Source organism: Chryseobacterium sp. G0201 (assembly GCF_003815655.1).
GTDB lineage: Bacteria > Bacteroidota > Bacteroidia > Flavobacteriales > Weeksellaceae > Chryseobacterium.
Genome location: NZ_CP033917.1, coordinates 2,168,728 through 2,182,272, shown reverse-complemented (window position 1 = coordinate 2,182,272; position 13,545 = coordinate 2,168,728). Strand labels below are relative to the sequence as shown.

8 protein-coding genes are annotated in these 13,545 nt (G+C 35.6%); 2 read left to right on the top strand and 6 right to left on the bottom strand.

Features of this window, described 5'->3' with window-relative positions; genetic code table 11:
* Nucleotides 1–16 precede the first annotated feature (16 nt).
* The 6 genes from sprA to EG348_RS09810 all read right to left on the bottom strand — a co-directional run bounded on the left by sprA (nt 17) and on the right by EG348_RS09810 (nt 12,094).
* Entirely contained in the window at nt 17–7,090 is a 7,074-nt protein-coding gene (gene sprA, locus EG348_RS09835) for a cell surface protein SprA (RefSeq protein ID WP_123982894.1), read from the bottom strand.
* Between the two features lie 6 nt (nt 7,091–7,096).
* On the bottom strand, nt 7,097–7,681 hold the full coding sequence (ruvA, locus tag EG348_RS09830) for a Holliday junction branch migration protein RuvA (protein WP_123982892.1): 585 nt from the start codon (nt 7,679–7,681) through the stop codon (nt 7,097–7,099).
* Between the two features lie 187 nt (nt 7,682–7,868).
* On the bottom strand, nt 7,869–8,513 hold the full coding sequence (locus EG348_RS09825; RefSeq protein WP_123982890.1) for an HAD family hydrolase: 645 nt from the start codon (nt 8,511–8,513) through the stop codon (nt 7,869–7,871).
* Between the two features lie 72 nt (nt 8,514–8,585).
* Complete coding sequence (locus EG348_RS09820) at nt 8,586–10,880, bottom strand: NADP-dependent malic enzyme (RefSeq protein WP_123982888.1); 2,295 nt, start codon at nt 10,878–10,880, stop codon at nt 8,586–8,588.
* A 12-nt stretch (nt 10,881–10,892) separates the two neighbouring features.
* Nucleotides 10,893–11,744 carry an ATPase gene (locus tag EG348_RS09815; RefSeq protein ID WP_123982886.1) on the bottom strand — a complete coding sequence of 284 codons (852 nt, stop codon included), beginning with the start codon at nt 11,742–11,744 and terminating at the stop codon, nt 10,893–10,895.
* Between the two features lie 86 nt (nt 11,745–11,830).
* Nucleotides 11,831–12,094, bottom strand: coding sequence for a hypothetical protein (locus EG348_RS09810; RefSeq protein WP_123982883.1), 264 nt, complete (start codon nt 12,092–12,094; stop codon nt 11,831–11,833).
* A 230-nt stretch (nt 12,095–12,324) separates the two neighbouring features.
* Between EG348_RS09810 and EG348_RS09805 the strand changes: the two genes are divergently transcribed.
* Both EG348_RS09805 and EG348_RS09800 read left to right on the top strand, forming a co-directional pair.
* Nucleotides 12,325–12,783, top strand: coding sequence for a GtrA family protein (locus tag EG348_RS09805; RefSeq protein ID WP_123982881.1), 459 nt, complete (start codon nt 12,325–12,327; stop codon nt 12,781–12,783).
* 3 nt (nt 12,784–12,786) lie between these two features.
* Nucleotides 12,787–13,515: a lysophospholipid acyltransferase family protein gene (locus tag EG348_RS09800; protein ID WP_123982879.1), complete on the top strand. Its 729-nt coding sequence runs from the start codon at nt 12,787–12,789 to the stop codon at nt 13,513–13,515.
* The last annotated feature ends 30 nt before the right edge of the window (nt 13,516–13,545 follow it).

Here is a 13,545-nt window from a genome sequence, read left to right as displayed (position 1 = left end):
TTTATGTTTATTTATCTTAGAAACCACCTGAATCTCCAAACGTAAATGTTGCAGAAAGTCCTGCTCTGATCGTTGACAGCGGGAATGCTGTTGATATCTTATATTTGGATGTCATTTGCTCGTAGAATACTCTTAGGTTAAGATTTTCAGAAACGTTGTAGTCTGCAGAAAGTCTGATGTTCATTAATTTCTGTCCGCCCGTCACCTGAGAATCATCCAACAAGATATTCATGATACTTGTTCTGCTGTCTCTTAAAGAAATATCACCTCTAATATTAAGATCGCTACCCTTTCCTCTGCTACCTCTTGTGTTTGCCATTCCTAATCTGAAATTACGAACGATATAACCTAATCTTACTACATATTCTGTATTAGCATCTTCGGTAAGCGTATGGTTTATCAATCCTAACAATAACATTCTTGTTTTGTTATACTGTAAACCAAATTGGAAGTTGTTTCTCATCGTAACATCGATTCCGATAAGTGGTGAGAAGTTTTCAACATATCCAACCTGCGCGAAAGTAAATGGATTGATATAATCATTATTAACATCTCTCCCCGAACTTGTGTTTGAAGTTAATGTATTGAAGTAATCAACACTTGACTGAATACCTGTTGCTGTATATGTTGCCGTATAACCATGCAGAATATCAAACTTAGAGAACTGACCATTTATGAAAGGTACGTTTCTCAATCCTGAATACGTAAGTTTCCAGTTTGGTAACGGAAGTCCTGCTTTCTTAGCATTTCCGATAAGTTCCGGAGCCTTGCCTTCCACCGCTGCTCTAAATGCAGGTATTAAAACATAGGCATTCGAGATACTATGTCCTTCTGTAAAGCCATCTGCACCAATATTCCCTCCCATCTGCTGAGATATCGCTCGTGCATTTTCTTTAATAGACTGGAAAATTGCCTGCCCATCACTGAAAGATGTTTTTAGAAGGATTACTGAGTTCGAATACGTCACAAAATCATTAGCAAAAGTGTAATTAGGATTTGGATTTCCGTTACTGTCCCGATAATTAAATCCGGTTTGCGTAAAGTTTCTGTTGTAAGTATGTATTCCATTAAGATCAATTCTAAGATCATTCATTGGAACAATCTGTAAATTTGCCCTCAGTTCTTTTGTTGACATTTTGATGTAAGGATCTGTCATAAATTCTGAATCACTTACCCAGCCATTTTCCATTACCAATCTTCTTATGTCTGCCTGTGATCCAAATAAGAATCCAAGTGTTGGACCTCCTAACGTCTGTCCGTATCCATAGAAGTTTGGAGCGGATAATAATCCCGGAAGTACTGTCCCGTTATTTTCTGAATAGTTAACATCCAACTGCTTTAATGATGTCAGTAAGAATGCTGCACTTTGCAACGGTGTTAATCTATTCTTGAATTTATAATTTTTAAACTTATATCTTTTTTTCTCCCACTGCTGTGTATATACATTATTAAGAGAATCTATCTCCTGTTTACGTTTTTGAAGTTTAGTTGAGATATTTTTGAAATATTTAAACTGACCAAAGAATTTAGGGAAATCAGCTGTTGCTGTCGCCTGAATCACACTTGTGTTCTGACCAATAGATCCTAAACTTCCTTCAGGAGATGAAAGCAATGCTGTAGATCTTGCATTCCAATTATAAGTCATTCCGTAGCCCACTTCTGCATCAATAAAATCCAAATATGGAAGATACTGGAACGGAAGTTTGTAATTCAACTGAATTCTATGATTATACAACACCGGTCTACCCGCTCTGAAGATATTCCCAAAGATGGCAGTATTATCCATTGTGTTTACATCGATATTGTCATTAAGTGTTCTTGTTACAGAGTTGATCTCTAATTTCAATGATTTTGTGAAATTGAAACCTAATCCGTACTGCCATCCAAAATAGAAATTTCTGTTTCTGATTGCAGCAAAATCATCAGTCATATTTCCACTTAAAATAGATTCAATATTTCTGAATTCAAGTTCATTATAATTTCTGTCGATTTCTGTTCTGAAAGATAATCTTGTAGGAATCGGATTGAAATTAAACTCTTTAACCCATCTCAAATATTTTGTAGACTTCGCGGTATCGCTGATCATTTTATTGAATGGCTTAATTACCCACGGCTTGAAGGTATAATTATAGTCAATATATCCTCTCAGATACTGTCTGTAATTTTTCTTCGTATAAATATCTCTATAGTAATCGTCATTATAAACTGCAGTTATGGAAACGTTTTCTATATCATAGAATTTAGCCTTTTTGTTAGGATTCATTCTTTCCTTATGCATATTCACAACACCCAAACTTCTTTGTTGAGTATATGTTCTCGCTACTTTTTTAAGTTCTTCTCTATTGGCAGCTTTACTGAACTCAACATCGGTATCCAAAGGATTATATTTCGGATCTTCGATTGTTTGAGAATAAGAATAGTTTAACGGAATTTTCACTCCACTCTTCTCAGGAAGAAACTTATCTACATTGATCGCAGTATTAATGCTGAATGCAGATTGTGTAGACTGATTTCTTTCTGCAGGTTTAGAATCTATATTACCGAAACCAACAGAGGTATACGATGCGCTTGTATTAATGGTCGCAAAATCTCCAAGGTTGAAGTTTAAGCTTGCATTTCCGGCATATCCGCCGTCATTTTCAATTTCTGAAAGACGAATTTCGTTTACCCAAAGTATCCTGTCTATTGATACACCTGTTCTATCTCCTGCATTTCTTATACCTAATACAATCGAAGTAACATTACCTAAACTTGGACGTCCTTTAACATAGATCTTTTTAAAATTAATATCACTTCCAAACTCTTGATCCATAATTCTTTTGGCAATATCATTCGGGAAGTTTTTATCTCTTCTGATTTTAGCGTCTACAAAATCCTGAATATCCAGATCCACTTCATTATCTAATGGCCAAATATCCATTGGCGCCGTAGCTGTTTTTGAAGTAAGTTTTAAAGAAGCTTCATATTCATAATAGTTATCTGTTGCATCGTTTCCGAAACGGATAAAGAATTTCGTCTTTTTATCCATTAATCCAATATTCGGATCTCTGTTTTCCGGATCTTCAGCATGTACAAAAAGTTTTAATTTTTTATACCTTCTCATATCTAGTGAAGCATTCTTGAATACCCCTCTAGCTTCTGTTGTACGAAGTTCATTAGCTCTCATATAAAGAGAAGCCTCATTCTGTCTCTGTGCACCAGCATTTCCGCTCAACACCTGTCTGTCAATTCCTGGAGGCAATACATATGGAGGTTGATTTAATGCATTCTCTTCAATATTTACGCTTCCTATTTCAAAATTATTTGGATCTACAACATCAGCTGTACCTTCATTAGTTGCAGGATCAGCAGTTGTATCCGTTCCGTATACTGCGAAATTTTTAGGATATCTTCTCCAATCAGATCTTACAAGGTCTAAAGTTCCAAACCTCAACGTAGAGGTCTGATCAAAACCTGTTAATAATAATCTCGCAAATCTTACATTGTTAAGCACATCTGCAGCATGATCTCCTGCGGTAGCATCATATTGAGAAATAGGAACTCTGAATAAATACCATTTCACCTGATCCGTCTGTCCGTTTTGGAATGTCGCCTGAACAGTTTTAACATCAACAATATTATTCTGACCTAAAACCAAGTTACCCTGATCTAGTTTTACTTCATACTGATTATAGCTTTCATTCTGATCTAAGTTATAGTCTTTATTGATATCTTCTGCATCCGGAGTTTGAGTAGATACTTCAAGTGAGTTAGCCTGAGAGTTTCCTTCCGGATTTCTGAAATATTTATATCTCTGAATAATTGATGCTCCCTGACTTCCTGTAAATTTATCAGAAAGATAGAAAACGAAATCATCCACCGCAGGATCGGCAATATTTGTAACCGGGTTAATGAACGTATTTCCGAATTTTATTGCTTCCTGCTCAGAACTCAACCCGTCATATCCTAAATCCTGTGCTCTTCTGTCATCACCTTCACTTGAGAATGCGTATAAAATCGGTGGCTGTTTTGGCTGAGTTCCCCAATTTGTATTAGTTGTTGTAGAAGGAGCAGAACCTGTTGGCAATCCGTTTTCATATTGCATTTGTCCATCTTTTAAGACATCTTCGGAAACGTTTCCTAATTGTAATAAAAGTTTAGGATTAGTCCCTAAATTATTTCCATCGGCATAAGGATCCATCATCCAGAATTCAACATATTCAATATTAGAATTCACAAAGTTGGAGACACTTATCGGTCTCATGATACCTGCCCATCTTTGCTGAGTGGTTTCATTGTTAGGATTAACGTTATAAGGACCTCTTTCCTGAGGATAATATGAAATATCGAAAGTATTGGTGAAAGTCTGTTCACCCGCTACGAAGTCTCTGTTATTAAAGATTTCAGAAAGCTGAACTCTTCTTGAAGCGTGATTGGAAACAGACTGAGGAGTAATTCCTGCAGGAGCTCTACCACCTACACCATAGAATCTTGGATCAATGTTATACCAAGATAACAATCCTCTACCGTAACCGTTTTTAAGATCATTATTTGCACCAGCACCTTGGAATATCTGATCAGCCTGATTCTTTTCAGGTTTGGAGGCTAAGCTCCAAGCGGTAGGTTCTTTTAATGAAATTTTAGATGTGGTCTGTTCAAAATCGTCAATGTATGACTGATCATTTGTTCCTTTATTAAGTCCAGGAAGTAAATACGCCGCTTCCATTTTGAAATTCAAATTAGATGGTGCTTCCGTATTTATTAAAGGAATTTTATCCGTTAATCTCGTAAGGAATGGAAGTTGGTTATTGTACATTAAGTTAACACCAGCCATTGTATTATTAACGGCTTCCTGACCGTAGTTTACCTTTTGGGTAAGCGGAGATTCAGAATAATTAACAACAGTTCCACCAAAAATAAAGTTCTCGCTAACTCTTCTTTCTAAGTTTAATCCTAGGAATCTTTTTCTTTGTGTATTAAATGTTAATTGATTTTCTAATGCGATATTAATTGCCTGTCCGGACTGTTTTACATTTTCATTGATAATGGTAACTGTTCCCAGCATATAGTCAACAGTATAGTCAATACCTTCTGTCAGCTGAACACCGTTTGCAGATACTTTTACAGATCCTTGCGGAACGTTTACAGCTCCTAAAGAAATCCCTTGTCCCTGCGTTCCTTTGTAACGACCTTCCATCGTATATCGCTGAGCTAGGTTATTTGATGAAGCAACCTGCTTCTGCTGTGTATACAATTCGTTGAAAACGTATTGCGGATCATTACTTCCCAACACCTGTGACATATACTTGCCGAAAGGCTGAGCTTTGGTAAAGATGATCCTTCCAGTTTCCGGCCGGATCGTGATTCCGTTTACAAAGTCAAAAATACCGTCACCAGTCGTACTGCCGTTATTCTGAATATCTCCATTCGTATTAAGTCGATCCCAGTTAAGTAATTTCAATAAATTGGTGTCCTTAACGATCGTATTTGGAAGATAATTTACCTTACCTCCTGTTTGTGAATCTCTATAGAAAATATTTAAAATAAATCCATCTTGGTTTACCTGTCCTGCATCCAAAGCATAGATGTTCTTCATCATCAAATCCCACATTGGCGAAGCAACATTCAGCTTATTGTTTACTCTTAAAACCTTAGTAACTAACACCGGGCTTTCTTCAGAGAATTCCCCTACTTTGTAAACCTGATTGCTTCCGTTAACCGTGTACGAGTATGAAACAGCTAAAAGCTGATTGTCATTCAGCTTCTGGTTTAATGAAATGTATCCTAATTGAGGTTGTAATGTATATTCGTTTGAATTTAGTCTTCTTGCTTTTTTATTAAAAATAAAATGCTCACTGTTTTGATAAGGCTCTGCACTTCCAGGGAAAACCTGTCCTTGCAAAAGATCACCATAATTCGCCCCGGCATCTCTTGGTGTTCCCATTGTATTGGACACCGCCTGATAAAGTCCGTTTTGCGTGTTATCGGGCAATCCTGAAGGGCCTTCACCTAAGTCTCTAATTCCGACAATACTTTTCTGATAAGCTAAGTTGCTATTTCCCTGATCAAGCACCCAAACTTCTGCTCTTGTAATACTGATCTTTGAGTTGATTTGAGGATAATTAAGCAAAGCATTATCATAATTGTCTAAGAAATAATGTCCTAAAAAGTAGTGCTGATTATCTTCATAATCAATTGCATTCATTTTGAATGTATTCATTACACCTCCCCCTTGAACGACAATGTTTCTGGCTTCACCTTGTTGTTGAGAAAGAACCACAGTTCCGAAAGTTTTTCCAAGCTGAAACTCAGTTTTAATCCCAAATAATGATTGCGAACCTCGTATTAAACTGGTTGAAAGCGGCATATTTACGTTACCGAATTCAACTCTTTTTATAATTTTATCTTCTCCTCCCGCGTTAGGCTGATCGACATTTCCAAGGCCTTTTTGCTGGAGATCTTTCCAGCTTCCTTTTGCCTGCCAAACCAAGTTCATCCTGTTTTCAAAAGCAAAACCACTCTGAGTATCGTAATTAGCTTTTAACTGAAGGTTTTCCCCTACTTTCCCCAACAAACCAAGCTGAATCCTCTGATCAATATCAAACGTAAAACTTTTTCTGTTTTGAGGTAAAATTAATGGGTTATCTATTTTCTGATACAACCCGGCAAAATCGAAAGAGGCATATCCGGAGGGGATAATTTCAATTTTATTACTTCCAAAAATGGTTTCAAAAAGTTTGTTTCGAATCGTTAAAGAAGGTATCAAACCTTTTCTTCGGGCATCACTTTTATCTTTCCTGAACATCAAACTGTACTTGTCTGATTTCTCCTTGTAATAAGCCTTTGTCTGTGACGCCATCATAAACTCCTTGTAATCTTCAGGAGACATCGCTGTTGGCGGCCCGGTTATTGTATTACCTATTTTAGGATATACATAGTACATACCCGTTTTTACGTCGTAAAAGGCTTCATACTGTGTAGGATCAGCCAGTTCATAGTCTTTCTTTATGATTGCGGTATCACGTACTGGTCGCTGTTGCGCAAAAGTACTTACTGATACACACAGAAAGGACAGGAACAAAAATATATTAAGAAACTTATTATTCACCACCAAATGTTAAATGTTTTTTAAGATTTGTTTTACCAATTCTTCTACCGAAATAGTTGGATTTTGTTTTATTATTTTATCTGCAATCTTCTCGCTCATTCTTTTAGGAATCCCTAAAACTTCTAATGCAGATAACGATTCTTCCTTGATTTTATTATTCACAAATGTAGAAATATTTTCTTCTGCATTGCTGAATTTTTGGACTTTATCCTTTAAATCTACAATAATTCTTTCAGCAGTTTTTACCCCAAGACCTTTTGCTTTTTGGATCAATGCGCTGTTCTTGGAAAGTATGGCCGAAGCGATCTCATCAAGACTTAAAGTGGACAGTAAAATAAGTGCAGAAACAGCACCTACTCCATTAACGCTTATTAACAGATTGAACATTTCTTTTTCTGAACGAGTGTTAAACCCAAAAAGTAAATGTGCGTCTTCGCGAATGATTTGTTGAATAAAAAGTACAGTTTCCTGATTCAAAGTCAGGGTTTGTGAGGTCATTAAGCTAATACCTACATAGTAACCAACTCCTTGTACGTTGATTACTGCGTAAGTTGGCGTAAGTTCTTGAACAATGCCTTGTAAAGAAAATATCATTATTAATTTTTAAAACTCCCAAATATAGCAATTTAAACTAATTAATGTTTTCATTTGACGCGCGAATGAAATTTAAGTTAATTTTTAACACAAAATTCAAGGATTATTTATAAAAACAAAAGACTCCAAAATTTGGAATCTCTGTAAAATTATTAGGATTTAAAAGTTATTTAATTAAAAATAACCTTTAAACAATCTCAATATTAGAATAATCATGAATTACCTCAGCACAGCCGTTATCCAATAATTCTTCGAGTGAATGAGTCGTTGTGATACCAATCACCTTTATTCCTGCATCTTTGGCTGATTTTATTCCTCCCATTGAATCTTCTACAGCAACAGCATCTTTACCGTCAACCTTCAGCTTTTCAAGTGTTTTAAAAAAAATTTCAGGATTTGGTTTTCCTTTCGAAACTTCTATTCCGCCGGTAATTTCCTGAAAATAGTTTTTAATATTCAATCTACCTAAAATAAAATCAATACTTGAAGGAATTCCCATTGTGGCAAGTCCGGTTTTGATGTTATTCTGATTCAATTTTTGAAGGAAAGACGTTAATCCGTTCACTTCTTTGATATGGTTTTGATATAAAGTCTGATATGCTTTTTCTTTCGCTAATCCCAACTCATGAACTCTTTCTTTAGAAGTTTCCGCTCCAAAAAAACGGATAATCATTTCATCTAATGTTCCATGATTTTGGGCGCTGAAATTTTCAGGCTCGATAATAATTCCATATTCTTTTAAAAATATGATCCACGATTCTTCATGATAAGGGATGTTGTCTACAATCGTCCCATCCATATCAAAAATAATCGCCTTTTCATTTAACTTCATTTTCAAAATTTGTGTGTTTGTGTATTATTTAAACCCCATAGATTTTAGAAACCTATGGGATTTAAATCTTAGTTATTTCTTGTCTTTTTTCTCTCTTCTCTGAGCGTCAAGAACAGCAACTGTTGCCAAGTTGACAATTTCATCTACACTAGAACGCATCTGTAAAACGTGAACAGGCTGTTTTAATCCCATCAAAATTGGCCCGATAACCTGAGCAACTTTCATCCCTCTGATAATCTTGTAAGATAAATTAGCACTTTCAAGATTCGGGAAGATGAATGTGTTTGCAGGCGTTGTTCCTAATTTTGAGAAAGGATAATCACTCAAATGATCAGCATTCATGGCAAAATCCGGCTGAATTTCTCCGTCAACGACCATTTTAGGGAATTTCTCGTGAAGAATGCTTACCGCTTTCGCTACTTTTTTCGAAGTATCAGAGATTCCTGCGAAGTTTTCAAAACCTAGCATTGCGATTCTTGGTTCAACAGCAAAAGTTTTAACAGTAATTTCTGCCATTTTCGCAATATTAACCAAATCTTCAGCCGTCGGATTTTGATGAATCGAAGTATCTGCGAAGAAAATAGGTTTCTTTTCAGACAAGATCATCATCATTGCAGCTACTTTATCTACCCCTTTGTCTTTTTCGATCACTTCTAAAACAGGACGTAAAACTGACGTGTAATTTTTAGAGAATCCAACGATAAGTCCATCCGTATCACCATGTCTCAACATCAATGGTCCGAAATAATCTCTCTGACGAACGTATCTTTTCGCTTTGTACTCGTTCATCCCCTTTCTCTGGCGAAGTTTCCACAGCGTTTCTCTGTATCTTTTTCTGTTTTCTTTTTGGTCGTCATCACTTGGATCGATGATTGGAATATCCAATTCAATTCCGAAACGTTCCATCTGCTCTTTGATGTATTTTTTGTTTCCTAAAAGACTTGGGAAAGCAATTCCTTCTTCATAAAGAATCTGGGCAGCTTTTAACACATTGTATTCCTCAGCATTTCCAAGAGTAATTCTCTTCGGATCAGCTTTAGCACGAGTTTGCATCATTCTTACCAACTTCTCGTCTCTTCCCATTCTGTCAAGAAGACTGTTTTCGTATTCGTCGAAATCAGCAATGGTTTTTCTTGCAATACCACTTTCGATAGCTGCTTTTGCAACAGCACTTGAAACTTTAGTAATCAATCTGTTATCAAATGGTTTTGGAATAAAATATTCTCTACCAAACTGTAAATTCTGAACATTATAAGCCAAAATTACAGCTTCAGGAACCGGTTCTTTAGCCAAATCAGCAATCGCATGAACGGCTGCCAATTTCATTTCTTCATTAATACCTTTTGCCTGAACATCCAATGCTCCACGGAAAATATAAGGGAAACCTAAAACATTATTAACCTGGTTAGGGTAATCACTTCTTCCCGTTGCCATGATCACGTCTTTACGAGTTTCAAAAGCCAAATCATAAGCGATCTCAGGATCAGGATTTGCCAAAGCGAAAACGATAGGATTTTCATTCATACTTAATAGCATTTCGGGAGTCATCACGTTTCCTTTCGACAATCCGATGAAAACATCTGAACCTTTTACGGCGTCTTCTAATGTTTCAAGATCTGTATTGGCGATGAAATCTATTTTTTCAGGCGTAAGATTTTCTCTTTTATGATTGATAACTCCTTTGCTATCGCACATTAACACGTTTTCTCTTTTCAGACCTAAAGAAATATATAAGTTGGTACAAGCAATTGCCGCAGCTCCTGCTCCGTTTACCACCATTTTCACCTCATCAATCTTTTTGTTTGCAATTTGCAATGAATTGATCAAAGCTGCTGCAGAAATAATCGCTGTTCCGTGTTGGTCATCATGCATCAAAGGAATATCCAATTCCTCTTTTAGCTTCTGCTCGATATAGAAAGCTTCAGGAGCTTTAATATCTTCTAGGTTGATCCCTCCAAAAGTTGGAGCAATACCTTTTACAATCTGAATAAATTTATCCGGATCCTTCTCATTAATCTCGATATCAAAAACATTGATATCTGCAAAAATCTTAAATAAAAGACCTTTACCTTCCATTACCGGTTTTGAAGCTTCTGCTCCAATATCACCCAATCCAAGAACTGCTGTACCGTTAGAAATTACAGCAACCAAGTTTCCTTTTCCTGTATAATCGTAAACTGTTTCAGGCTTTTCGAAGATTTCCATACAAGGAACTGCCACTCCCGGAGAATATGCCAATGACAGATCTCTTTGTGAAGAGTGCGGTTTTGAAGGAATTACTTCGATTTTCCCTTTGGGTTCAGCTTTATGATAATCTAACGCGGCCTGATTGAAGTTCTTTTCGTCGCGGTGAGTTTTATTTGACATAAATAATATTTTTTAAAGTATGTATTTAACATGGTAGTTGACTAAACTTTCGATAGGTTTCTGTACAACATGTCCCACATTTAAATTAAGCTCTGCAGCTGCAGAACGTAGAATATCTTCGTAATAATAAGCAATTGAGCCTATAAAGTTGATCTCAGCATCTTTGCTTTCTTCATAAGGAAGAACCTGATAGTCGAAAAAATTCTTCATCTCCTCCAAAACCATAGTTCGGAGGTAAGGATGGTCTTTTCTGTCTATCACAAATTTATTGAAATTCGCTAAATAAGCATTCGGTCTGGTCGTATGATACATATTTTTCAATGCATCATCGATCGTTAAATTATAAATTTCCTGAAATTCCCGGCTAAGATCTTCAGGTAGTTTTTGCATGAAAAATCTGCGTACCAATTGTTTTCCAATAGCACTGCCACTTCCCTCATCTCCCATCATGAAGCCTAGAGAAGGAAGTTTTATTTTTAAATCTGTTCCGTCAAAATAGCAAGAATTAGAACCTGTACCCATGATGCATACGATTGCAGGTCTTCCCTGATAAGCAGCATAAGCAGCTGCTAAAAGATCTTCTCTTACGGTAACTTCTGCATCACCAAATACTTTACCCAGTTCTTCAACAATTGTATCACAGTTTTTTTGAATACCACATCCGGAACCATAGAAATAAATCTTTTTTATCGAATTCTTAACGGATGTTAAGCTGGTATTCTTTTCAATTTCCGGAACAATAAGCTCTTTGTTGATAAAATTGGGGTTAAAACCAATGGTTTCTGTTTTTAGAAATACTTGTTTGAATTCATCCAATATCACCCAATCTGATTTAGTAGAACCACTATCAACAATAGCAACCATATTTTTCACATTTTAGTTTAAAGATGCTAAATTATGAATTTATCTTGAAAAGAGCTTAAAAAACAGCCCGGAAACTAGCTCGCTGACTAATGTTTTATATCAGCTTTATTTTCATTGAATTGTATTAACCAATCTTCTATTTCATCTTCTAAATATGAAGTCTGAAGGATCATTGCATTAATAAAATCATCCGGAACGGGCTCATCTTTAGAATTTTCAAGATTCCAGAGTTCGTTTGACATATTTTCGTACTCGGAATACACTCGTTTGAAACGGGAATTTTCTTTCTCAAGAGCCTCAATATTATGCTGTTGAAGCTGAAATTTTCTGTATTTGTTTTGAGATTTCATACAAATATTATTATTAATTGGTAAATAGATTGCTGGAAGTATGCTTCAATCACGTATTACAAGATAGAAAAAACCATCAACACAAGTAGCTGAAAATGAATTTATTATCAGGTTTATTTTATATCGTTCTGAAAATTAAAATTAGAAATATTTTTCATGTAAAAAAAATATTTAACATCTTTTTTTACTGTTTAACATATAGTTATAAATTTGCATATCATAAAATCGGGATGAGAGATATACTACTACGTCAAAAACAAATTTTGTTCTTCATCATTGCTGGAGGGCTCAGCGCTATTATAGAGATCGGGAGCTTTAAAGCCTTCAGCACTTATCTGCCTCAGTTTTTATCTAATGAAACCAACTTCCACGGAATCCACTATCCTTTAAGTAATATTTTCTCCACAAGCTGCGGGATCATTACCAATTACTTCCTGAGCATATGGTTTGTATTTGAAAGAGGGAAGCATTCAAAAAGAAAAGAGTTTGCCTATTTCATGGTCGTTTCTTTTATTTCAACATTATTAAGTCTTGGGTTCTTCCAAATATTCTACAGTTTTATATTTAAAGACAATATCAATTTAATTTTTTATACCTTGAGTCCCGAAATAACCAGTAAGATTGCTGCAATATTATTGGTTTCAGTTCTTAATTATTCTATAAAAAAGAAAATAATATTTAACGGTTAATTTGTGGTAAAGATTTTAAATTATATTTGGAGATTCTGGCTGCTGATTTTAGCCTTTGTTTTAACGATTATTTTCGGAATACCTGTTTATATTTTATCTTTTAATAAAAGACATTATAAATACGCCTATAAATTTATACGACTTTGGAGCTACCTGATGTTCTTCGGCATGGGCCTGAGATATGAGGTCATCAATCTTTCCAACCAAAAACCTGACAAGAATAAACCCCACGTTTTCATATCCAACCATACCTCTATTATGGATATTATGCTGATGTGCATTTTATGCTCCAAACATCCGGTTTGCTTTGTGGGGAAAAAAGAATTAGTGAAAATTCCTATTTTCGGTACCATATATAAAAGGATATGCGTTATGGTAGACAGAAGCAGCCCTAGAAGCCGTGCAGATGTTTACCGCAGATGCGCCGAGAAAATGGAAGAAGGAAACAGCATCGTCATTTTTCCGGAAGGAGGTGTTCCGGATGATACTTCTATTATTTTGGATGAATTTAAAGACGGCGCATTCACATTATCTTCAAAACATCAGTCCCCTATCGCAATCTATACCTTCATCGGATTAAAGGAAATTTTTCCGTTTGACAACGCAAAAGGGCATCCTGGTAAAGTAAAAGTTTATTTTAACGGAATTTTAGACTCTTCAACCTCTCCAAAAGACCTGAAAACAGAAGCATTTGACACAATAAAAAAAACCTTGCTAGAACGTTCTATTTAAAAGAAATAATTATATTTGTTATTAAGAAAT

Bases quoted from the DNA above. Each gene is read 5' to 3' on its own strand.
- EG348_RS09810 (WP_123982883.1), bottom strand. From the start codon at position 12,094: ATGAAATCTCAAAACAAATACAGAAAATTTCAGCTTCAACAGCATAAT.
- EG348_RS09815 (WP_123982886.1), bottom strand. From the start codon at position 11,744: ATGGTTGCTATTGTTGATAGTGGTTCTACTAAATCAGATTGGGTGATA.
- EG348_RS09825 (WP_123982890.1), bottom strand. From the start codon at position 8,513: ATGAAGTTAAATGAAAAGGCGATTATTTTTGATATGGATGGGACGATT.
- EG348_RS09805 (WP_123982881.1), top strand. From the start codon at position 12,325: ATGAGAGATATACTACTACGTCAAAAACAAATTTTGTTCTTCATCATT.
- EG348_RS09820 (WP_123982888.1), bottom strand. From the start codon at position 10,880: ATGTCAAATAAAACTCACCGCGACGAAAAGAACTTCAATCAGGCCGCG.
- ruvA (WP_123982892.1), bottom strand. From the start codon at position 7,681: ATGATATTTTCTTTACAAGGCATTGTTCAAGAACTTACGCCAACTTAC.